Origin of the sequence: Moorena sp. SIO3E8 (assembly GCF_010692445.1) — a bacterium.
GTDB classification, from domain to species: Bacteria; Cyanobacteriota; Cyanobacteriia; order Cyanobacteriales; family Coleofasciculaceae; genus Moorena; species Moorena bouillonii.
On sequence record NZ_JAAHHM010000018.1, the window covers coordinates 77,826 to 97,439 of the forward strand.

General features: G+C 42.9%; 17 protein-coding genes. 4 read left to right on the forward strand and 13 right to left on the reverse strand.

Translation table 11 applies throughout. From position 1 onward, the window contains the following. Positions 1-96: 96 nt before the first annotated feature. The 5 genes from F6K46_RS09795 to F6K46_RS09815 all read right to left on the reverse strand — a co-directional run bounded on the left by F6K46_RS09795 (position 97) and on the right by F6K46_RS09815 (position 5,991). The gene (locus F6K46_RS09795) at positions 97-267 is read right to left on the reverse strand and encodes a hypothetical protein (RefSeq protein WP_293051985.1); all 171 of its coding nucleotides are present in this window, start codon (positions 265-267) and stop codon (positions 97-99) included. A 225-nt stretch (positions 268-492) separates the two neighbouring features. Continuing rightward, positions 493-1,635, reverse strand: a complete 1,143-nt coding sequence (rffA, locus tag F6K46_RS09800) for a dTDP-4-amino-4,6-dideoxygalactose transaminase (RefSeq protein WP_075901536.1) — start codon at positions 1,633-1,635, stop codon at positions 493-495. Positions 1,636-1,768: 133 nt separating this feature from the next. Next, positions 1,769-2,956, reverse strand: a complete 1,188-nt coding sequence (locus F6K46_RS09805) for a glycosyltransferase (protein ID WP_075901534.1) — start codon at positions 2,954-2,956, stop codon at positions 1,769-1,771. A gap of 755 nt (positions 2,957-3,711) precedes the next feature. Then, a complete protein-coding gene (locus F6K46_RS09810) occupies positions 3,712-4,335 on the reverse strand; it encodes a hypothetical protein (protein WP_075901532.1) in 624 nt (207 codons plus the stop codon). Between the two features lie 216 nt (positions 4,336-4,551). Next, positions 4,552-5,991, reverse strand: a complete 1,440-nt coding sequence (locus tag F6K46_RS09815; RefSeq protein ID WP_293051977.1) for a nucleoside transporter C-terminal domain-containing protein — start codon at positions 5,989-5,991, stop codon at positions 4,552-4,554. A 221-nt stretch (positions 5,992-6,212) separates the two neighbouring features. Here F6K46_RS09815 and F6K46_RS09820 point away from each other — a divergent pair, with 221 nt between their 5' ends. Then, positions 6,213-6,473: a hypothetical protein gene (locus F6K46_RS09820; RefSeq protein ID WP_070394031.1), complete on the forward strand. Its 261-nt coding sequence runs from the start codon at positions 6,213-6,215 to the stop codon at positions 6,471-6,473. Between the two features lie 146 nt (positions 6,474-6,619). Then, entirely contained in the window at positions 6,620-8,587 is a 1,968-nt protein-coding gene (locus F6K46_RS09825) for an ABC transporter ATP-binding protein (RefSeq protein WP_293052213.1), read from the forward strand. Between the two features lie 175 nt (positions 8,588-8,762). On the opposite strand, the gene aroF is transcribed toward F6K46_RS09825, so the two are convergent. Further along, on the reverse strand, positions 8,763-9,671 hold the full coding sequence (gene aroF, locus F6K46_RS09830; protein WP_293051974.1) for a 3-deoxy-7-phosphoheptulonate synthase: 909 nt from the start codon (positions 9,669-9,671) through the stop codon (positions 8,763-8,765). A gap of 539 nt (positions 9,672-10,210) precedes the next feature. Between aroF and F6K46_RS09835 the strand changes: the two genes are divergently transcribed. Further along, complete coding sequence (locus F6K46_RS09835; RefSeq protein WP_366510653.1) at positions 10,211-11,815, forward strand: helicase C-terminal domain-containing protein; 1,605 nt, start codon at positions 10,211-10,213, stop codon at positions 11,813-11,815. A 93-nt stretch (positions 11,816-11,908) separates the two neighbouring features. Here F6K46_RS09835 and F6K46_RS09840 read toward each other — a convergent pair whose 3' ends face one another. Continuing rightward, a complete protein-coding gene (locus tag F6K46_RS09840) occupies positions 11,909-13,054 on the reverse strand; it encodes a succinylglutamate desuccinylase/aspartoacylase family protein (protein WP_293051971.1) in 1,146 nt (381 codons plus the stop codon). Between the two features lie 226 nt (positions 13,055-13,280). Here F6K46_RS09840 and F6K46_RS09845 point away from each other — a divergent pair, with 226 nt between their 5' ends. Then, the gene (locus tag F6K46_RS09845) at positions 13,281-13,433 is read left to right on the forward strand and encodes a hypothetical protein (protein WP_293051968.1); all 153 of its coding nucleotides are present in this window, start codon (positions 13,281-13,283) and stop codon (positions 13,431-13,433) included. Positions 13,434-13,624: 191 nt separating this feature from the next. Here the strand turns inward: F6K46_RS09845 and F6K46_RS09850 are convergent, their stop codons facing one another. From F6K46_RS09850 to F6K46_RS09875, 6 genes are all read right to left on the reverse strand, one after another. Then, positions 13,625-14,047: a polynucleotide kinase gene (locus F6K46_RS09850; protein WP_293051965.1), complete on the reverse strand. Its 423-nt coding sequence runs from the start codon at positions 14,045-14,047 to the stop codon at positions 13,625-13,627. Positions 14,048-14,508: 461 nt separating this feature from the next. After that, positions 14,509-15,144, reverse strand: a complete 636-nt coding sequence (locus tag F6K46_RS09855) for an ATP/GTP-binding protein (protein WP_293051963.1) — start codon at positions 15,142-15,144, stop codon at positions 14,509-14,511. A 567-nt stretch (positions 15,145-15,711) separates the two neighbouring features. After that, positions 15,712-16,083: a roadblock/LC7 domain-containing protein gene (locus F6K46_RS09860; protein WP_009149020.1), complete on the reverse strand. Its 372-nt coding sequence runs from the start codon at positions 16,081-16,083 to the stop codon at positions 15,712-15,714. 261 nt (positions 16,084-16,344) lie between these two features. Continuing rightward, positions 16,345-16,899, reverse strand: coding sequence for a protoglobin domain-containing protein (locus tag F6K46_RS09865; RefSeq protein ID WP_070394025.1), 555 nt, complete (start codon positions 16,897-16,899; stop codon positions 16,345-16,347). Positions 16,900-17,533: 634 nt separating this feature from the next. Continuing rightward, positions 17,534-18,100: an ATP/GTP-binding protein gene (locus tag F6K46_RS09870; RefSeq protein WP_364305769.1), complete on the reverse strand. Its 567-nt coding sequence runs from the start codon at positions 18,098-18,100 to the stop codon at positions 17,534-17,536. A gap of 252 nt (positions 18,101-18,352) precedes the next feature. Continuing rightward, positions 18,353-19,456 carry a saccharopine dehydrogenase NADP-binding domain-containing protein gene (locus F6K46_RS09875; protein ID WP_075901514.1) on the reverse strand — a complete coding sequence of 368 codons (1,104 nt, stop codon included), beginning with the start codon at positions 19,454-19,456 and terminating at the stop codon, positions 18,353-18,355. Between the last annotated feature and the right edge of the window lie 158 nt (positions 19,457-19,614).

Consider the following 19,614-nt stretch of genomic DNA (forward strand, 5'->3'; position numbering starts at 1 on the left):
CGTTCGCGAAGGCTTGAGTATTGGATGTATAGATTTAGATAGCTGGGCTGATTTTGGCCTAGGCGTTGCTTAATAATGGAATGATTTTAAGAGTGTTTAGGTGCGCGCCTCCAAGGCCGCGAGGGATTGCTCGCGGCCTTGGGTCGCACCTGTGGAATAGGCATCTTGCCGTGGAATGGGCATCTTGCGTGGAAGCGATGCAGCGCGGTCTTGGGGGTTTCCCCCATGAGCGACTGCATCAAGACACTGGCATCTTGCCAGTTTCATGCTTATTTACTGGCATCTTGCCAGTTTCATGCTTATTTTCGGGCGGGCAGGATGCCCACTCTACTGCTATTCATTATTTGACTGACGCAACGCCTTTGCCTATCTATTTATTTCAGGACTTAGGCAGGAAGTATACTTGTAGGGTCTCACTCTGGACCCTACTATTTATAGTGTTTGTTACCGAGTTTTACCTCAGTTATGTATGTCTTAGAGTTCTGCTAGAGTTCAGAAAAATTTCTTGATTGATGCCACAACCCTTGCTTGGTCAGCCTCAGTCATATCGTTGTAAAAGGGCAGACGAAGTAAGCGATCGCTTACATCCTCAGTCACCAAGCAGTCTCCTTCTTTGCCCCCAAACTCTCGTCCCATATCAGACAAGTGCAATGGCAGATAGTGAAAAACGCTGTAGATGCCTTGAGCTTTCAAGTGAGCAATCAAGGCTTGGCGCTTCTCTAGGGACGGTAAGAGTATGTAGAACATATGGTATGCCTGGTCACAGTACTCTGGCACAATTGGCAAGCGGATACCGTACTCCGGTGCCCAATCCTTGAGATTTTCGTAGTAGTACTCCCAAATTTGCTGTCGCTTGCTCTGAATCTGTTGGCGACTTTTTAGTTGAGCATACAAGAAAGCTGCGAGTATGCCTGAGGGGAGATAACTTGAACCAATATCTACCCAGGTGTACTTATCAATTTGACCGCGATAGAAGCGAGTGCGATTAGTTCCTTTCTCGCGGATAATCTCAGCACGTTCGATATACTGGGGGTCGTTGATCAAGAGTGCGCCACCTTCTCCACAAGTAAAGTTTTTAGTCTCGTGAAAACTCTGGGTAGCTAGACAACCAAATGTACCTAGATACTTGCCTTTGTACTTAGCAAATAGTCCATGAGCATTGTCCTCAACAACTGGTATACCATAGCGCCCAGCAATCTCCAAAATAGTATCCATCTCGCACGCGACACCGGCGTAATGTACAGGGACAATGGCTTTGGTGCGGGGGGTAATCAGTGATTCTAATTTCTCTTCGTTTAAATTGAGGGTATCCGGGCGGATGTCGATAAAAACAGGTTGAGCACCTCGTAAGACGAAGGCATTAATGGTAGAGACAAAGGTGAAGGAGGGAACAATGACTTCATCCCCTGGTTGGATATTTAATAGTACTGCCGCCATTTCCAGAGCATGGGTGCAGGAAGTGGTTAGCAGAACCTTCGGCACTGACAATATTTCTTCGAGTAGAGCATGACATTGTTTGGTAATAGCACCATCACCGGAAAGATCCATGTTCTTGATGGTCTGTTGGATATACTCAAATTCTGTTCCAACAGTAACAGGGCGATTAAAAGGTATTTTTGACAAAGTAACTTCCATTTTTAGTTAGTAATGATTAGTTTATACTTGGTATTAATCCGAACAATTTTTAAAATGCACCTTAAATCCTATAGATTAGGAATTCTTTATCTGGCTTATTCTTTTTAGTCATCATAATTATTATGAAAAATTATTAGGGAGATGTTGAGTTGTAGCGCCCTGAACTTAAGCGATGATCAATTAACCACTGTTCATTTTCTGGTGAGTCATGTAGCCATCGCTGAATTAGGTCAGCAAATTTTACTGGAAGCTGCAAACTCTTCCAGGTTTCGTAAGAGGCTATAGACAGATTATGGTAAAGATCTGAATCTGAAAGCAGCTTTTGAATAGATTCTGCTAAAGCAACAGAGTTGCCAGCTTCGAAAATTTTCGCACTGATGCCATCTTTTAGTTTATTGATAAACATCGGGTGATCTGAAGCAATGATTGGAGTTCGAGCGCAAAGGGCATGAGTAATTGCCAGTGGGAAACCCTCTGGAAATTCGTGGCGACTAGGAACTAATACCAGATCAGATTCTCTCATCAGAGGAACTACGGTCTTATTTGGTACTATTCCGAGAAACTCTACACAGTCTTCGATTTGTAGCTGCTTAGCTTTATTGACAAAGAAACCTGTTTTATCGTTACCAGCTATCTTCAATTTGATTGGAAACTTATTAGCTTTTAATTTAGCGATAGATTCTAATATATCGCCAACCCCTTTAGCTTCAATCATTGACCCAATGTAAAACAGTTGCCAGGGCTTAGCCTGTGCTGGTAGAGTTTTTGGTGACAAGGATTCTGGGGTTTCAGTAACAATAAAAGTCCAAGGAATTATCTTGTCAGATTGGACTCCTATCTCCTGGAGTACTCGGGAGGAATCAATCCCATAACTACCAATCCATTGGATTCGATCATTATTTAATAATTGGCTTAGTAAATAATTACGAAACTTGTTACGCACCTTTCTGGTGGGAATAGATTCAGCAAATAGGGCTAGGGTTGGAACAGTATTGTTAATTGCCCAACGAAAAACGTCCCGAATGGGTGTGCGAACAACTAAATGAGTGGGATGGTAATCTTCAATCAATTGGATTAACTTTTTAACGTTAATCTTTCCATCAAACCCTGCACCAATAGCACGAACTCCTTTTTCCAGTAGCTGATTGTAGGGTTTTTCGGTCATACAACAGAGAGTTGCAACTTCCCCAATTTGTTTGCCAATTTCAGCTACCGCATCTACAGAATATTTCTGAGCATAGTATGTTTCAGGTCCACCGTTAGCTAAGCGTTCAAAGGCTTCACGGTAATCTCCAGCATACTGAATTATCAATAAGCGCATGAAATTAATTAAATTATTTTAAACATTTTTAATTGAAAATATTTGATATTACTTTGTATTAAAAATCCCGATTAATTATGGAATAATTAGCTTATCAAATATCTATTATAAATCTTTACTATAATCAAGGCTTAATTTTAATTAAATATAATAGCTACTAATAGAGTACCGAAAATATAAACTATTCAATAAAAAACCTGAAGATTATTTAAAGCTCAAATCACCTATTAATTACCTAGAAAAAGATAAAAAAAAAATCTAGATAGCATCAGGGATAATTATCAATACAATATTAATTAAATAGATCCGGATTATTGATACTTTTTTGAAAAAGAAATAAAGTCACACTGACTCTGATGCTCTATACAGTAATTTTTGTTAAAGCTAGTTATAGGGTTTTATATGGATTGTAAACACACTTGTTGCAGAAATTGCCTGGCAGACAAGAGGAAAAAAGCAACCTAGGAAAGAGAGCCGGAGTTTTATTTGACAATAAAAAAAGACATATTATATTTACATATCATTTGGAAAACCTATCTTGATTAGTGGTTAGTTTATTTTTTTTAATAACTAATAAATCCTCAAGGAATAACCCCTTCTAAGGAGGTAATTAATCCGATGTTACTTGAAGTGAGCAGCACAGAAAACTGCCTATATTTGGTAAGTAAAGGCAGCTTTGGTGGAGAAAAAATAATGCACCATAGACGATGGACAATTACCAGCTTCCCTTAAGCGTAAGGAGCATGCCATTGACCTTAAAGAGGTTTGAGAGTATTAGCCAAAAGTGCAATGGCATCTTTAACGTCTCCCTGAGCTGATTCTGTGGTGCAAATTAGCATCACCACCACATTTTTACCCAGCTGACGCGCCAAGATCACTCCACTGACTGGCTGAGTCTGACCACCTAGGGTTAAGCTACCTCTCCAAGGAAGAGACACCCCTCCTGGTACTGGCTGAAAATTACCGGTTTGAAATCCTTCACCCCGCCTAAACTGTTCAATAGCAATCTGTGCTAGGGAAGCGTTGCTTAATGGACGATCTGTCGCTCTTTGTTCTACAAGCACCGTGTAGGCTAAGTTACCATCGGGTGCTTCAATTAAGGGGAAACCACCTATGGTACTAACCTTATATCCTTCCAGTATACCCACCTGAAAGCGCTTTGTGAGATCTTTATAAGGTTCTTGATTAAGTCTTAAAGTATGGGCTGAGGTATCAGCAGTAGTGGGCGCTGCTAGGGCAGACAATTGAGCTTGAGCTGGTAATGATTGTATTGGTATAGTCAATTGCTCAGGTTTAGACCCTGGGGTGCGCCCCCCAATTATTAGTAATAGGGTAGTTAGCAGAGTTAGACCAATCAGCCAAAGTTGGTTACGTTTCATGGAATTATGCAGGAGAAATTATGAAATATCAATTACAATTTTTCCCATTTCAGAATGTAGGGTGCGTTAGGGGCGGGCTCGCCCTAATTTTCCACTTCGTAGCCAGCGTTGCAATAGTTCGCCCCGTAACGCACCACCAAGTATAATTTAGAATTTAAAATTTAGAATTTAGAATTTAGAATTTAGAATTTAGACTTCACATTTGCTGACTTCAGACTATTTTCCCAAAATTGCTGGGTTGCCAAAATCAAACACACCAGCAATACAGCCAGTCATGTATGTAGCTAAAGTTGCTGCCCAGAGAGCTTTCCAGCCAATGGCGCTAATGTCAGCACGACGTTCGGGAACCAGACTCGCTAAACCACCAACAAAAATGCCAAAGGATGCAATATGAGCAAAGCCACAGAGGACATAGCTGATAATCAAAATAGCGCGATCGCTAATTAATCCCTGGGCTGATAGCTGGGCTAACCTAAGATAGGAAGGAATCTCGGTTTGTAATAACCGTTGACCGATCAGCACAGAGGCTTGCCACAGTTCTTGCCAATCTAGGGAAACACCAGTGAGAAAGGTCAAGGGCAAAAATAGTACCCCAAAGATATTATCTAAGGTAATCACACTAAAGATATTACCGATTAGCTGTAGTAGGGGATTGTCACTAGCAGCCAAATTAGCCAAATAAGCAAAAAAAGTATTGACGAGTGCCACTAAGCCTAAGATAGCAATGACTACAGCGGCAATTCCCACAGCCATCCTCACTCCATCCCATGCTCCCACAATTAAACTATCGATGGGGCTAGGTTTTTTCTGATTCGGGTCTTGTTCCTCTGTTGGTACCTTCCCTAAGGTTTTGGGCACATCGGTTTCTGGCACAATCAGTTTCGCCATCACGAAGCAGGCGGGAATAGTTAGGATAGAAGCGGACATCAAGTGACCAGTAATGGTGGGGAAAGTCGGTCGCAACAAACTGCTATAGAGAGCCAATACTGTTGAAGCAATCGAACCAAAGCAGCATGTAAGGATAGCACACAGTTCGCTGCGGGTCATATCGGCTAAGAATGGCTTGACTGCGATCGCTGATTCAATCCCTACAAAAATATTTGCTGCTCCTGATAGGGATTCAGCACCACTAATACTCATAGTTGCCCGGAATAGTTTGGCAAAGACCTGAACCACTGGCTGGATCACATGCAGTCTATACAACAGAGCAATCAAAGCGGAAAAGAAAACCACCTGGGGTAGGGAGCGGAAGGCAAAAATAAAGCCGAAATTCAGATTATCTGGAGTGAGGCGATCCCCTGGGACAGAAACGTAAGGAGTTCCCACTGCTCGGTAAATCCAGCGTCCCGCTGGACCAGGACCAACCATCAATTCTGGATCAGGAACAAAGGCAGAATTACCACCACCGAGCATAAACCTAGCTCCTGCTTCTGACGCATCCAAGATAGCATTGAGAGCGTCATTCAAACCGAGGATGAATTGGCGGGTGGGGGCAAACAGGAATATTAACAGTCCCATGACCAGTTGTAAACCAATGCCGAAAATGATCACTTTCCAAGGAATTACGCGGCGATGCTCTGAACTGAGCCAAGCAATGAAACATAGGGCAAAAATACCACAGAAGGAAATAAGATTGAGATATAAGGGATGAGACATGGGCCCTTGTGTTTCCAATTAGGCAATTTAGCCATGAACTAGCACGATCAGATTCTATGGCAGAGTTACTGGGTCAAGCTAGCAGCTATAACAATATACTATTCAGGGCAATTTCTAGATGGTAGAACCCCTAAAATAGTCTCAGGGAAATAAAGAATCCCAAATTAACGTAACTATTGCTAACTATTACCCCCCGAGACCCCCAGAGGATTGCTATATATATGGATGCTTTTGCCCCCTTACCGCCTCAGTGGACCAAATCAGCCACCCATGCCTTGGAATTCTGTTGTCCTAGTTGTCGAGCATCTGTTCTAGAAGCTGAGAAGGTTTGGATTAATCGCTCCTCACCAGTGATGGGTGAAGACCACCGCCGGAAGTGGCAAGAGTTTTATCAATGTAAGTGTGGCTATGTATGGTGGGCTTGGAGTAGCGATCGCCCACCCTCAGAATTGAGCAATCGAGAGAATCCTCCTATCGTTTAACCCTCGATCGTCCTTCCCGTTCTTTGGGTCTTCGTGGTTAGCTAAAACCACTCTCAATTTTATTTGTTCTACTAAATTGTTCAGCAAATTAACACCCCTAGTGTTAGATGACCAGCAGATCACCAGGTAAACAGGCAGCTCCAAAAATGCGATTGACCGAAGGCCACCCTCAGCGAACCCAAGAGAACGACTGGAGACTTTTCCTACGCCTAGTCCCCTACGCCCGTCGCAGCAAAGGCCCGCTATTTATTGCAATTACTTTATTGATACCCCTGTCCGTAGCAAGTGCCATTCAACCCTTAATTGTTGGGCAGGTAATCTCTTTAATTCGTCAAGAAGAGCGAACTTGGTCTTTCCTATTAGAGCGCTCCCTATCACAGAGCCTCAATATTCTGATCACTATACTACTATTAACCATACTAATCCGGTTAGTCTTTGTTGGGATTCAGGGATTCGTGGTGGTGAAGATAGGTCAACGAATCACTGCTGCTATCCGGGAAGACCTATTTGAGCACGTCACCTCCCTAGCCGTGCGATTTTTTGACCGCACACCAGTGGGGAAATTGATTACCAGGCTCACTAGCGATGTGGAAGCCCTAGGCGATGTCTTTTCCACCGGTGCCATTGGCATCGTGGGTGATTTACTATCCATGATAGTCATTGCTGCTACCATGTTTTTGGTGCAATGGCAACTGGCATCGATCTTAGTGGTAATGCTCTTGCCAGTGACTGCTATTATTATTTACTTTCAGAAACAATATCGCAAAGCTAACTACAAATCTAGGGAAGAACTTTCCTCCCTAAACGCCATGCTGCAAGAAAACATCTCTGGCATTAATATTGTGCAACTGTTTCGCCGTGAACAATACAATGCCGAGATGTTTCGCACGGTTAACCAAAAATACATCACTGAAGTAGACAAAACCATCTTTCACGATTCAGCGATTTCAGCAACCCTAGAGTGGATTTCCCTGGTAGCGATCGCAGCAGTATTGTGGAGCGGTGGTCATTTTATCCTCAAAGATCACCTGAGTTTTGGTGATTTATCGGCCTTTATCCTCTATGCTCAGCGGCTATTTGACCCCTTGCGTCGGTTTTCAGAAAAATTCACTATGCTTCAAGCTGGTTTCACTGCCATTGAGCGCATCAGTGACATTATGAATGAAACCATTGAAATTCGTGACCCCGAAGGGTTGCAGGTCAGACGGTTGCAGGTGGTAGGTTCTCCAGAGCTTGAGGAAGGCAAACAAGACCGGAAACAATCTGGAGATTTACCGATAAAGCCTCCAAGCAGCTTGAATGGTGATCTAGCCCATCACTCTTCTAACTTATCCTTCGGCAATGGTTATACTGAACAACCCTTGAACCTTAAACCGTCAACCCTAAACGGAGAGATTTGCTTTGAACATGTTTGGTTTGCTTACAAGGAAGATGAATATGTTCTCAAAGACTTGCACTTTACCATTCATCCAGGGGAAAAAGTTGCTTTAGTTGGTCCAACCGGTGCAGGTAAAAGTTCCATTATTCGGTTGCTGTGCCGCCTCTATGAACCAAGCCAAGGGCGAATTCTCGTAGATGGGATTGATATTCGGGATTTACCCCAAGCAGAACTACGACGCCACATCGGGGTCATCCTTCAGGAGGGATTTCTTTTTGCTGGTGATGTTAAGAGTAATATTTCCTTAGGAGAAACCTACTCCATTGAGGAAATTAAAACCTCAGCGGAGGTGACTAACGTGGCTAGTTTTATCGAAAAACTGCCCCAAAGCTACGATACCCAGCTGCGAGAGCGAGGCACTAATCTGTCTGCTGGCCAAAAACAATTGTTAGCCTTTGCTCGTGCTGCAATTCGTAACCCCCAAATCTTGGTGCTGGATGAGGCAACAGCTAGTTTAGATGTGGCTACCGAGGCTCTGATTCAAGAAGCTTTGGAACGGCTGTTAGAACAGCGGACTGCAATTATTATTGCCCACCGACTGTCCACTATCCGTAATGTAGACCGGATTCTGGTACTAAAGCGAGGAGAGTTAGTAGAGTCGGGAAGCCATGAGGAATTGTTAGGGCAAAACGGATTGTACGCTAGTCTATATAAATTGCAGATGCTAGGAGATTGATGGCTAATCTAGCATTTTCATTTAAGATGTGAAACTACCATTGATGGGAATAGGGAACAGGGAATAGGGAACAGGTAACAGTAGGAAAGAGCGATGCAGGGCTATAAGACCACCCTAAATCATTCCTTGTTCCCTTGTCCGAAGTTCCCTACTCCAGCTCAAGTAGCGCTATAGATTAAGATGCGTTCGCGTAGCGTGACCGTTCGCGTAGCGTGGCCTTTTGGCCAAGGTCAATCGCTAACTCGGGAAGAGTGACAGGTTCTGCGATCTGTCGTCCCACTGCTGCTGCCACCGGCTTTAAGCTATGAACTAAATCCACCATTGCTTCGATAGAAAGCGCCTGTCTAGCATCAGAAACGGATTTTTCTGGTTCCGGGTGACATTCAATAATCAGTCCATCTGCACCAGCTGCCACTGCAGCTTTTGCCAGAGGTGCCACTAATTCCCGCTTACCCACAGCATGGGAAGGGTCTACAATCACTGGCAAGTGAGTCAACTGCTTGAGTGCTACTACTGCTCCTAAATCTAAGATATTGCGGGTATAGTTATCGAAACTGCGGATACCTCGTTCACACAACACCACCTGAGAGTTACCGTGACTGAGGATATATTCCGCTGCCATGACGAATTCCTCAACAGTAGCAGCTAGTCCCCGCTTTAGCAGTATCGGCAAGTCTTGCTTACCCAAGGCTTTGAGTAAGTCAAAGTTTTGCATATTGCGACTACCTACCTGAAGCAGATCAGCGTGGGTAGCAATAGATTCAATTTGGCCAATCGACATCACCTCCGTCACTACTGGGATTTGGTGACGCCTGCGGATATCAGACAAAATTTCTAGTCCTGCTAGTCCTAGCCCTTGGAAAGAGTACGGGGAGGTGCGCGGTTTGAAGGCACCTCCCCGCAACGCTTGTACCGGGGCAGCTTTGAGTTTAGTAGCCACTGTTTCCATCTGGGCGTGACTTTCGACGGTACATGGACCACCAATAATCACCAGTTCTGAGCCACCGAAGACAACTTGTTCTGAGAGTCTAACGATGGTTTGGTGATTGGGGTTAGTAGCTAGTGCTAATTTAGCGTTCAACATGGGTTTCGGACTCCTTAGTTAGAGATTTAGTTAGAGATTTAGTTACAGATATGGACATAAAAAAAACCCGGTTCCTTGAAGGTTCCGGGTTGCTGTGAAAGGTTGGCACGACCATTACTACCCGGAACGATTTCTGGGCCAAAAAAAGTAAAAGCTGTAAAAGCTGTAAAGGTAGGTGGTCATGTCTTGCTCCTGTCGCTGCTTTGCCTAAAAAAACAAAGGACCGCAGATTATATTGCTGCGGTCCACCGGGGGGTTCCATATGGAACTATCGTCACCTCCGGTGAACCTCCCTAAACCAAAAATAAAAGTAATAGCTGGGGCTGAACATGTCTCTTTGCGGCTAAGCCATGAAAAATTTGGCAATTTCTTTTTACTGGTACTACCCTAGCAAGGGTAATAGGGTGATGTCAATAGTTACTGGGAAATTAGGAAAATACTGAGCTACTACCTCTGGCTTCGATGCAGCCTAATCCCATATATGCTCATCTAGTCTTTCACGATTTTTGCCCAATACATGATTTAAGATCACAGTATAAGTGCTCATTGCTCAGTTTAACGAGGCAAAGCCGTTGAATGCTAGTTTGATTGAAGTCAAAGTTCATTCCTCGTTACGAGATTTTCTGCGATCGCAGGGTCAACCCAATTGGCCTCACCAATTGACTATGGCGAGGCTAGTGGCACGAGCCTTGCGGTTAGGGCGTTCTGCTTTGATTCAGACCGGTTTAGAACCCTTGCAGGAAACCTCTCTACAGTCTTCCTATCGCCTGAGTTACCTGGCACCAGCCCTGGTTTGGTCTGGACCTGTGATCGTAGTGGCACCCTTATGGATACAAGAATGGTTGCTGCAAAAGGAAATTCCCCTTTTACAACAGTGGTTTGGTACCGATAAGGTAATTCATACCAGTGATAGGTTTCCCGATCAACCGTTCCAAGGACTGTTGATTACCTCACCAGAATCGTGGCTAACAGACCGCTTGAAGAACAAGGGCTGGTTTCCTAATCACATCCCTACTGTGATTGATGGTGTGGATGACCTAGAATCTTGGACTAGTAACCAGCTTAAAGGCTGCATCCAGCCCCAAGACTGGGACGCACTGATGCAAGCCCATCCACAACAGGCTGATTTGATTCGAGATGTGCGGGTCAGGCTAACCAAAGCCTTATTTCAGCGCCCTGCTAACCCCTATGAGTGCTACTTGATTGAAGCAGATCAGCAAGATGGCTTGGAACAGCTATTTGATCGACTAAGTTCCCTCAGCAGTGAAGCAGAATCTCTCTATTTGCTGAAACCCTGGGAAAAGTTTTGCCACTTCTGGCAGCAGTCAGGTCAGCTAATGTGGGCAACCGTTGCGCGATCGCAAGGTCAGTTTTCCTTATATAGCGCACCAGTAGAAGTGGCTACAGCCTTAAATCCCATTTGGTCGAGACAGCCAGTAGTGCTAATCGGTGGGGCTCTAGATTTAGAGAAAAGTGCCTCTGTGTACCGTCAGCAGCTCGGATTAGGGGAGTTAACCTGTTTGAAGTTTTCCCCTCACCGACAGATTCAACTGTATTTGCCCGATCGTCTACCCATGCCCAATACAGAGCGATTTCAAAACGCTCTGACTCAAGAAATTCGCACCCTACTAAACCTAAGTCCTGACATCACCAGACCAGTAGTTATTTTAGTTGGAGATGTCCCCCTCAAAGCCCAGTTAGGGGCAGTCTTAGCAGCAGAATTTGGTTCCCGGGTGCAGGTAGAAACCACCAGTCTCAGTAACAGAGGTATTTTGATTTGTGGCTGGGAATTTTGGCATAGGTATCAAGCTCAAATCCCCTCTCCCCAACTGTTGATGATTGCTACCTTACCAATTCCCTCTTTAGAAAATCCATTAGTTGCTGGTCGAGTCGCTTACTACAAGCAGCAACGTCAGGATTGGTTTCGTTTATATTTGTTACCAACAGCATTAAGAGAATTACAACGAGCAGTGGCACCAGTAAGAGCTACTCAAGGCTGTGTTGCCATCTTAGATAATCGTGTAAACCGCCGCAGTTATGGACGTCATGTGCTATCAGCCTTAAGTCCTTTTGCTCGAATTAATTATTTAGATGCCAGTTGGTTGAATTCAGATGCCCCAGAAGGACAAGATAGTTGGCTTTAGAAAGTCAGTAAGTTGGTCACATTAACGCCAAGATGTTGAGCAATCCAAGTCCTAATTACAATCCAAGTTTTAATTAATTTTTCCTACCCCTACCTAATTATAAAATTGCCTTATTGATAGCACATATTCCCCTTGATTCGCACTATAATTTGTTGAAACATCAAAAACTAAACCATCTGTTTCTGCCTTGATATCAATTACATTCGGGAGATTTCCTTCTTTATTAAAGCTCAGTAGCTGATAAAGTCTATCTTCTACTTTGACAACACTCCCTAACTCAACTCTCGATTGAATCATTCCTCCAGCCGGAGCATAGTATCTCTCGATGTTATCTTTAGACGCTAATTGCATGTGGTAAGAGTCTGGATCAGTTATCGGAAAATCAGGCAATTGTAATATACCTTTTTTCGACAAATAGTTTTTGATCCCGTATACTCCTCTTTTAACCGACTCTGGATTCATTTGCATCCCAGAGCCCAATTCTAGGGTCCATGATTCAATATCAAACTGAAGCGTTCTGCCTAACTTAGCCAAAGCTTTCTCTAACCCTTGCCAAGGCTTAATAAATGCCTCATCGAAAGCATCACCATCATACTCATCCTCATGCATCACAATTCCATAATCGAGAAGAAAGTCTTTGGCGCTTTCTTCTCGAGAGTAGAAGCCATACAAGAAATCAAGTCCTTGATTAGTAGAACTATGGATATCAATTACATAGTTAGCATCTATACATAAAGATTGCAGTTGATAGCGATAAATGTGACGAAACGGTAATCCCCTCGGGGAGTAGCAGTCTTCTAAGTGTTGTTTCAAGCTAGACTGGATCCGTGCTAAATAGTTATTTCTGATTTCATCAGGGTTAAAATTAAGTTGAGATTGGGCGAAATCCTCTAAATCATCACACTCCTTTTCATAGTCCCAAAAAATCCGATTCCAGTCTTGACCATCGTAAGGATTGAATCCTCCTGTGGCAAAGAAATGACTACGCTGATTAGTACTAGCTGGATTACAAACAGGAACCAGCCAGATTTCCCCAATCAGCTGAGTGTCATCCAGAGTGCTCAAAAAGTCAATCAACTGGTGAATGACCGCATTACCAACAATTTCACAACCATGGAGATTGCCTTGTAAATATGCCTTCTTTCCTGGTTGGGAGCCAACGAATTTATAGACTTGGAGCGAAATGCGATCGCCTGAGGTTAGTTGCTGAATTGGAATAGTAGAAATAGTTGGATTCATATAGCAGTTTTAAATTGGGTTAGGTAAAACGTCCTGGGTTTTAGGGAGTAGGGAGTAGGGAGTAGGGAGTAGGGAGTAGGGAGTAGGGAGTAGGGCTAATATAATTGACTGTACCTCATAAGGATACCATTTAAAAATCGGTCATTTACAAATAGGTCATGAACAATATTGCTGCATCGCTTTCTCATAACATCAAAAACTCTTCGGTTCTCTTTCCTACTGTTCGATGTTCCCTGTTCCCAAGTTTCCTTTTTCTATCAATCCTAATCAGCCCTCACCTCTACGCGGATATTCTACAAGTGGCGGGAGAGTAACTGGCAACCCGAAACAGATGCGATTGGCCTATGGCCACGCTACGCGAACGCTTTCCCTATGGTGAGTTTCTCAATAGACCTCTGTCAGCTTCCATATTTGGCTAGCCAATCCAATGTCCACATAAACGGAATTCCAGCTGCAACGGCTGCCTCAGCATCTTCGTTGCGTTCGCTTTTAGCGGAAGCTTCGCTTCATCGCGAAGCGTGACCGTTCGCGTTCGCGCAGCGTCGGCTTTGCCGAAAGCGTGACCGAAGGTCAATCGCCAACCATCAAAGCTGAAGAGCCGTTCGTTTTAAACTGCAAAATCATTCCCGGCTTTGGTTTTCGGTATTCTCCAGCGTATGCTTTACTGGTTACTTCAGAAAAGTAGTGCCGCTCGCAATAATAACAGGTTGTCCCATAGTCAGGACAAAAAATAATTCCTTTGAGCTGGGGAAGCAATTTAAGAGTTTTCTGTTGTTCTTTAATACAATTCTTCAGGGTTTTATGTCGGGCTGCAACTCCAGCCTGATTGGTCACCCCAAGAATGATATAACCCTTATTTTTAAAACATTGCAGAGCTTTATCAGCTCCTTCAATAACTTTTTGCTGGTCAGGGTAGTCAATAAATCTACCTTGACCACTTGGCTGGCGAATGGTCCAGTCGCAATCTACAAATAGCTCAAGTTTTGAATTCATGAAGCTTGCTGGGTGGTAGACCAATGACGGAATAGAGTTATTAGCCGATGATGGAAATGTAACTTATCAAGATCATAAGACGCTAGATCGTCAGCAGCCATGGATTCATCCTTGCTCACCCCATCCATGAGCTGTTTAGCTTCATCAAGGTCAATCCACTCCCAGGCAAAGTAATCCCTTGGTTCTAACTTGGTGTTAATTGCGTCTTATCCAAGTCTTTTTTATCAAAGCTTAATCTAGTTACTGGTTTAGTTGCTGAATTTAGATCTATTATAATTGCTTTTAAAAGAAAATTCAGCGATCCAATTCAACTAGTTCATTGAACTCCTGGATCGCTGTTCGCGTAGCGTGTGCGTAGCCTATTACCTGATAGCACTTCAAGTAGCACCATCTGTAGCGCATTAGCACCTCAAGTAGCGTGGCCAGAGGCCAAGGCCTTTAGCTCAATGCTTACTCGCTGACTAACCCCCTGATAAAAACTGAGGCTTCGGCCAATGATATTGGTTCTTAACAGGTAGCGGAGCTGCCTGACTTACTTTTTCTTTCCTAGCACCTTCAATAAAACTCCCTTGGCAAAGCATCTGAGCCATCAAAATCATTACAGCTTCAAATACTGAGGTCTTATTATTGGGATTAACAGCTACAATGGGGGGTTGATTAGGATCGCCGATGTATGCCATGCGCATCATAATTTCCTCTGGAGTCCATGCCCCTGCAACATCAGTATGAGTCAGACCAATAATCATTGGAATAGTGACCCGCTCCTGCATAAACGATAAAATCTGACGAGCACTAGCAAAATCACTGGTTCGATTAGCTGCCATCAATAAAATATAGGCGTGAGCTCGGCGAATCAAAATATCCCACATAAAATCAAAGCGAGCTTGACCAGGAGTTCCATACAGGTGCAAATCCAAGTTCCGATTTAAGGGACGCAAACCAAAGTCTAAGGCAACGGTCGTTTTTTTCTTAAACAATGATGTGGCATCCGTAGCCGTTCGTTCTGTTTCAATAACCGCACCTTCGCTGAATGTTCTGACAAAGGTAGATTTGCCAGCCCCTATTGTTCCCGTTACTACAATCCGTATATTGTCCATTGGGTTATGCTTCCCTAGCAAATACTACAGGTTATCAACTGTGCCAGTAGGTTGGGGTGAATCAAGGTAATTTATTGACGGTTAATGGTTGATGGTTGATGGTTAACTGTTATAGCACTACGCTTAGGACATTTATAAAAGCTGAAAAGCTGTTATGGTAAACTCTTGCCTTTTGCCTTTTGCCTTTTGCCCTTGCGCATAGCGCTATAGTGGTCAACCTTGAACACAAAATACCTTACATTGAATTTCACACAGCCACTGACGTTATACCAATAATCCAGAATCCGAACAACAATTTAACAAAAAAATTTACCATTTGTAATGGGTAATGGGTAATTAATACTAGTCTATTAATTACCCATTACCCATTATCTATAAGCCATTAATAATGACTATCAATTACTATAATTTATCCCTTTTATAGCAATTATATATCCCATAAGGTACAAATTAATCTCCCTAAATACCCCTTAATAAGGGGGAATTTGAGGTTGAAAAGCGTACCTCATAACTGCGAACAACTCTATATAAACTAAAGGTATTAGTAGAGTAATTTCCACAAATTTACTATAGCAACATTGGTTTTAATTCAGCCAGAGTTCGTTTAATTTCTAACATCAATACTCCCTGCTTAGCTGCTTTACTAGCTAGAACCAGAAATACCGCTTCTTCACCACAACTGGTCAAAACGCTAAATCCCTCTTTACCCTCAACATAGATTCGGTCGATGTCTCCTCTAGCCAGTTCTGAGCCAATTCGCTCACCCAAGGAGAGCATAGCCGCAGACATGGCTGAAACCCGTTCTTCATCCATTTCTCCAGGCAGACTAGATGCTAACGGTAAACCATCGGTTGTGACTACAGCTGCTCCTTGAATATCAGCAGTGGATGTCACAAAATTATGCAGGATATACCCCAATTTTTGAGAATTGATCGCCATTGTTCCCTTACTCCAATTGCAGAATGTGTAATTCGATTAGTTTGTGTTCCTCGAAACTGATAGCTGATAGTTAAGTAGGAGTAGTGCCAATTTGCCAGAACTTATAGACTATTGATTTAGTTTCCAACAAAAACGACACGTAATCTAGCAATCCTATCGGAAAAGTGAACAGTCACAGCTCTTACTCAGGAATCATAATTCTCCGAGTCAGAACTATTTTATTCAGAGGTATTGTTCAGAAATGATTTAGGATTGCTCTAGTTACATAGAGCTAGCGCCAGTACTAATCAGACGTCTAAATAGACCCTCTGTCCAGCCAGTTTCTCTGAGAACCGCTGCCGAACTCACTTCTACATAGGCTTGCTCAATGAAGGCTAAATCAATCATGCAGATCCGACTGAGAGCATCCCGCAAGGCTTCATCTTTACTATCAGTTTTTATCCGGTTAGTAAATGCCTGTACTACAATTGCCATTGCTGGGACGACATGTTGAGGACCGATACCAATTTTCACATGTACCAAACCTATACGCCAACGACGTTCAGCATAGGCTTGTCCCCAGTCATCCATACCAGTGAACATTTCGTAAAACCATTGCACAAAGGTTACCCGTAGGCGCTCCATACGACCTTCTTTCTCTTTCATAATGGCATCCATTTCTTCATCATTACCTAAGTAAGTATAGAAATGGTCTGCCATTTCAGAAGCAATTTCTTTTCCCCAATCTGCGTGTGATTTCAGAAGCGCTTTGTCTTCACTGGTCAACTTGACACGCTTTTCCATCTTGGTCATAAATTCTTGGGGATCTAAGCTCATAATTACTCCGATATAGTTGAATCTAACTCTAAGTTATTACTTGACTATTTAGCAAAGCACCCTGATTTAAGTTTCTAGTCTTTAAACACTATAGCAATGTTTTTATGGATTATTATCTGAATAGATAATTTTCTGCTAATAGCTAATCCTGTAACTTGGTTATATTTTAGCTTTTTGAATTGCTAAAATAAAAGATTTACAAGTATTTTTTTGTATAAGTTTAGTGAAGTTTATAGTTTAGGTTTACTATAATTTTAAACTATTGAATTCATCTATCGTTGAATGTACCTATAACCTAAACTCCTGGATGTTTAGTAGTTGATACTGCATTTATAGGTAAACTCTATAACGTTTACCTACTAAGCTTTTCACCAAGGGATCCGTTCAATCCGGATTACTTTTTTTAGTGACGCTAATTAATGATTTGTATAGTTTTATAAACACAAATTACAGAAGATGGCAATTCTTATAAACGATAATCCTTGGGGCGAAGTATTCGGCTAGCCAATGTGGGAGCAAACCAAGAATTTATGTGCGAATGCTTCGCCCTGACAAACGTCCTTTGTGCTATGGGTTTCGACCTGACAGGGGCTGGTCAGTTATTTGAGTTGAACGGCACTAGCTACTGACTTGTCTAGCAATCTAGGAGATCGATCAAAAGCACCAAAGCCTCAAGCACTGAGGTTCGCTGATTGGGATTAACTATCACACTTGCGGGTTGATTGTGAGGGTTGCTATAACCGAGAGTTCTGATAATCTCCTCTGAGGTCATTGCCCCTGGACAATCCATATGGGTTAAACCAATAATCATGGGAACATTTACTCGCTCTTTCATAAACAGCAGAAGCTCACGAGAGTGGTTTAAACTGCTGGGTCGATGAACCGGCACAAGTACGATGTAGGCGTGAGCTTCACGAATTAAAATATCCCACATGAAGTCAAAGCGAGATTGACCAGGAGTACCGTAGATGTGAACATTTAGATTTTTACCAAAGGTAAGGCTACCAAAGTCAAAGGCAACGGTAGTTTTTTTCTTTAGCAGAAGTATTTCGTCGGTGGCTTTACGTTCTATTTCCACAGCTTCAACATTACTCGCTGTTCTCACAAAAGTAGATTTGCCAGCTCCTACAGTTCCGGTTACTACCACACGGACACTTTTCATGGGATTTACTCCACTAAGACTAGTTAATATTGAGTAGATTTCACTCTTAGCAGATCAAAAACGTAAATTTGCGGCGTAAATCTTGTGATTTGAGTTAAACTCAGATCTTAAACCAAGTTTACAATTAACCTGTAAAGGTAGGCCACAGCGGATATCAGAACAGGTAAAAGTGATAATATTTGACTATTTGAGGACTTAAATTGATTTTTATCACTGCCATTATTAAGTTTTTTGTACTGGTGTAATATCTCAGTTAAAGGAGGATTATCAAAGCGGATTTGGTATCAACACTCAAGCTTCAACAGTATTAATCTCAAGTCCTCGACTTTGTATAATTTGCTCAAATAACGGCGTACACAGAGCTTGTTCCACTGGCCAAACTCCCGGTTTATTGAGTTGACCAGTAAGCATCAGTTCCGCAATACTACCAGTACCCACCCCAGCAGCGACAGCAGTATTCTGATGGACTAAGGTGGAGCTAGCACGGGCTGATTTACCATCTTTGTAACCACTAACCTCTGAGCGAATTGCAACACCAATGCCACTAACGCGATCGCTTACATCGGTCATGATGTGGCTGACATGGGACAAAAACTCGATTCCAGCGGGATTTTTCAGCCAAGATGAGGGGAAGATGTGGGCAGCTATCCAGGTAAGATGATTATAAAAATCGGGAACTGAGCCAAATTTAGTGATGACGGTGTTAACGGGGAATGAGTCCACTAAGGTCAAGGCTTCTGGCATATCAAACCAGTAGACACCAGCTTTACCATAGGGAGCAGGGAATTGGATGGTTTCCCGTAGGCTATAAGGTTTAACGGTTTGCCACTGATTATTAATCCAAGCTTCAAAGGGTTCTTGCAATCCCAGGAAAGTAGTACGCATTACCGTCACTCCAGCACCACCAGAACCCGCAACTACATAGCTGAGGTGAATCCGTTCTGCAACATCTAACTGTTCCACATCGTGACGCACCATGCTATTGGAGATACCAGGAAAAATGCCAGAATTCACAATAGCGGTGACACCAGCAGCAGTAGCTTGTTCACGGAAGGCTAAGGCTTTACGGGTAAAAGCACGGTTGTCACTGACATCGAGATAGTTAACCCCTTGTTCGATGCAAGTGTTTAGGACAGTAGCGTCTCGGTATAGAAACGGACCAGCACAATGGATGACTAGGTTGTGAGATGCGATCGCATTTTTTAACCCCTCCTGATCAGCTAAGTCTAGAGGGAGAAACTGCACGGGGGGCTGTAACTGTTGTGGCAAAGCTAGGTCAAGTTTACCCTGACGTCCGGTAATCGTAATTTTCGCCTGAGTATGGGCAAGTAAGTCTTGGGCTACACTGTTCCCGATTCGTCCTTTGCCTCCTAGGATTAAAACCTGGTCTGTCATTAGATTATGTCTGCTTGAATACTGATCGCAGTTCTATCTTAGGGTTGCTGGTTTCACGTAATGTCATCATTGGATTCAAGTCTAATTTAATTGTGTCCATTGGATTTTACTAATAGTCAATTTTTGAACTCTAGGTATTTCTGTAGGTATTGTGATAA

Coding starts and splice junctions, on each gene's coding strand:
- F6K46_RS09795 (WP_293051985.1), bottom strand. CDS start 267: ATGAAACTGGCAAGATGCCAGTGTCTTGATGCAGTCGCTCATGGGGGA.
- rffA (WP_075901536.1), bottom strand. CDS start 1,635: ATGGAAGTTACTTTGTCAAAAATACCTTTTAATCGCCCTGTTACTGTT.
- F6K46_RS09805 (WP_075901534.1), bottom strand. CDS start 2,956: ATGCGCTTATTGATAATTCAGTATGCTGGAGATTACCGTGAAGCCTTT.
- F6K46_RS09810 (WP_075901532.1), bottom strand. CDS start 4,335: ATGAAACGTAACCAACTTTGGCTGATTGGTCTAACTCTGCTAACTACC.
- F6K46_RS09815 (WP_293051977.1), bottom strand. CDS start 5,991: ATGTCTCATCCCTTATATCTCAATCTTATTTCCTTCTGTGGTATTTTT.
- F6K46_RS09820 (WP_070394031.1), top strand. CDS start 6,213: ATGGATGCTTTTGCCCCCTTACCGCCTCAGTGGACCAAATCAGCCACC.
- F6K46_RS09825 (WP_293052213.1), top strand. CDS start 6,620: ATGCGATTGACCGAAGGCCACCCTCAGCGAACCCAAGAGAACGACTGG.
- aroF (WP_293051974.1), bottom strand. CDS start 9,671: ATGTTGAACGCTAAATTAGCACTAGCTACTAACCCCAATCACCAAACC.
- F6K46_RS09840 (WP_293051971.1), bottom strand. CDS start 13,054: ATGAATCCAACTATTTCTACTATTCCAATTCAGCAACTAACCTCAGGC.
- F6K46_RS09845 (WP_293051968.1), top strand. CDS start 13,281: ATGTTCCCTGTTCCCAAGTTTCCTTTTTCTATCAATCCTAATCAGCCC.
- F6K46_RS09850 (WP_293051965.1), bottom strand. CDS start 14,047: ATGAATTCAAAACTTGAGCTATTTGTAGATTGCGACTGGACCATTCGC.
- F6K46_RS09855 (WP_293051963.1), bottom strand. CDS start 15,144: ATGGACAATATACGGATTGTAGTAACGGGAACAATAGGGGCTGGCAAA.
- F6K46_RS09860 (WP_009149020.1), bottom strand. CDS start 16,083: ATGGCGATCAATTCTCAAAAATTGGGGTATATCCTGCATAATTTTGTG.
- F6K46_RS09865 (WP_070394025.1), bottom strand. CDS start 16,899: ATGAGCTTAGATCCCCAAGAATTTATGACCAAGATGGAAAAGCGTGTC.
- F6K46_RS09875 (WP_075901514.1), bottom strand. CDS start 19,456: ATGACAGACCAGGTTTTAATCCTAGGAGGCAAAGGACGAATCGGGAAC.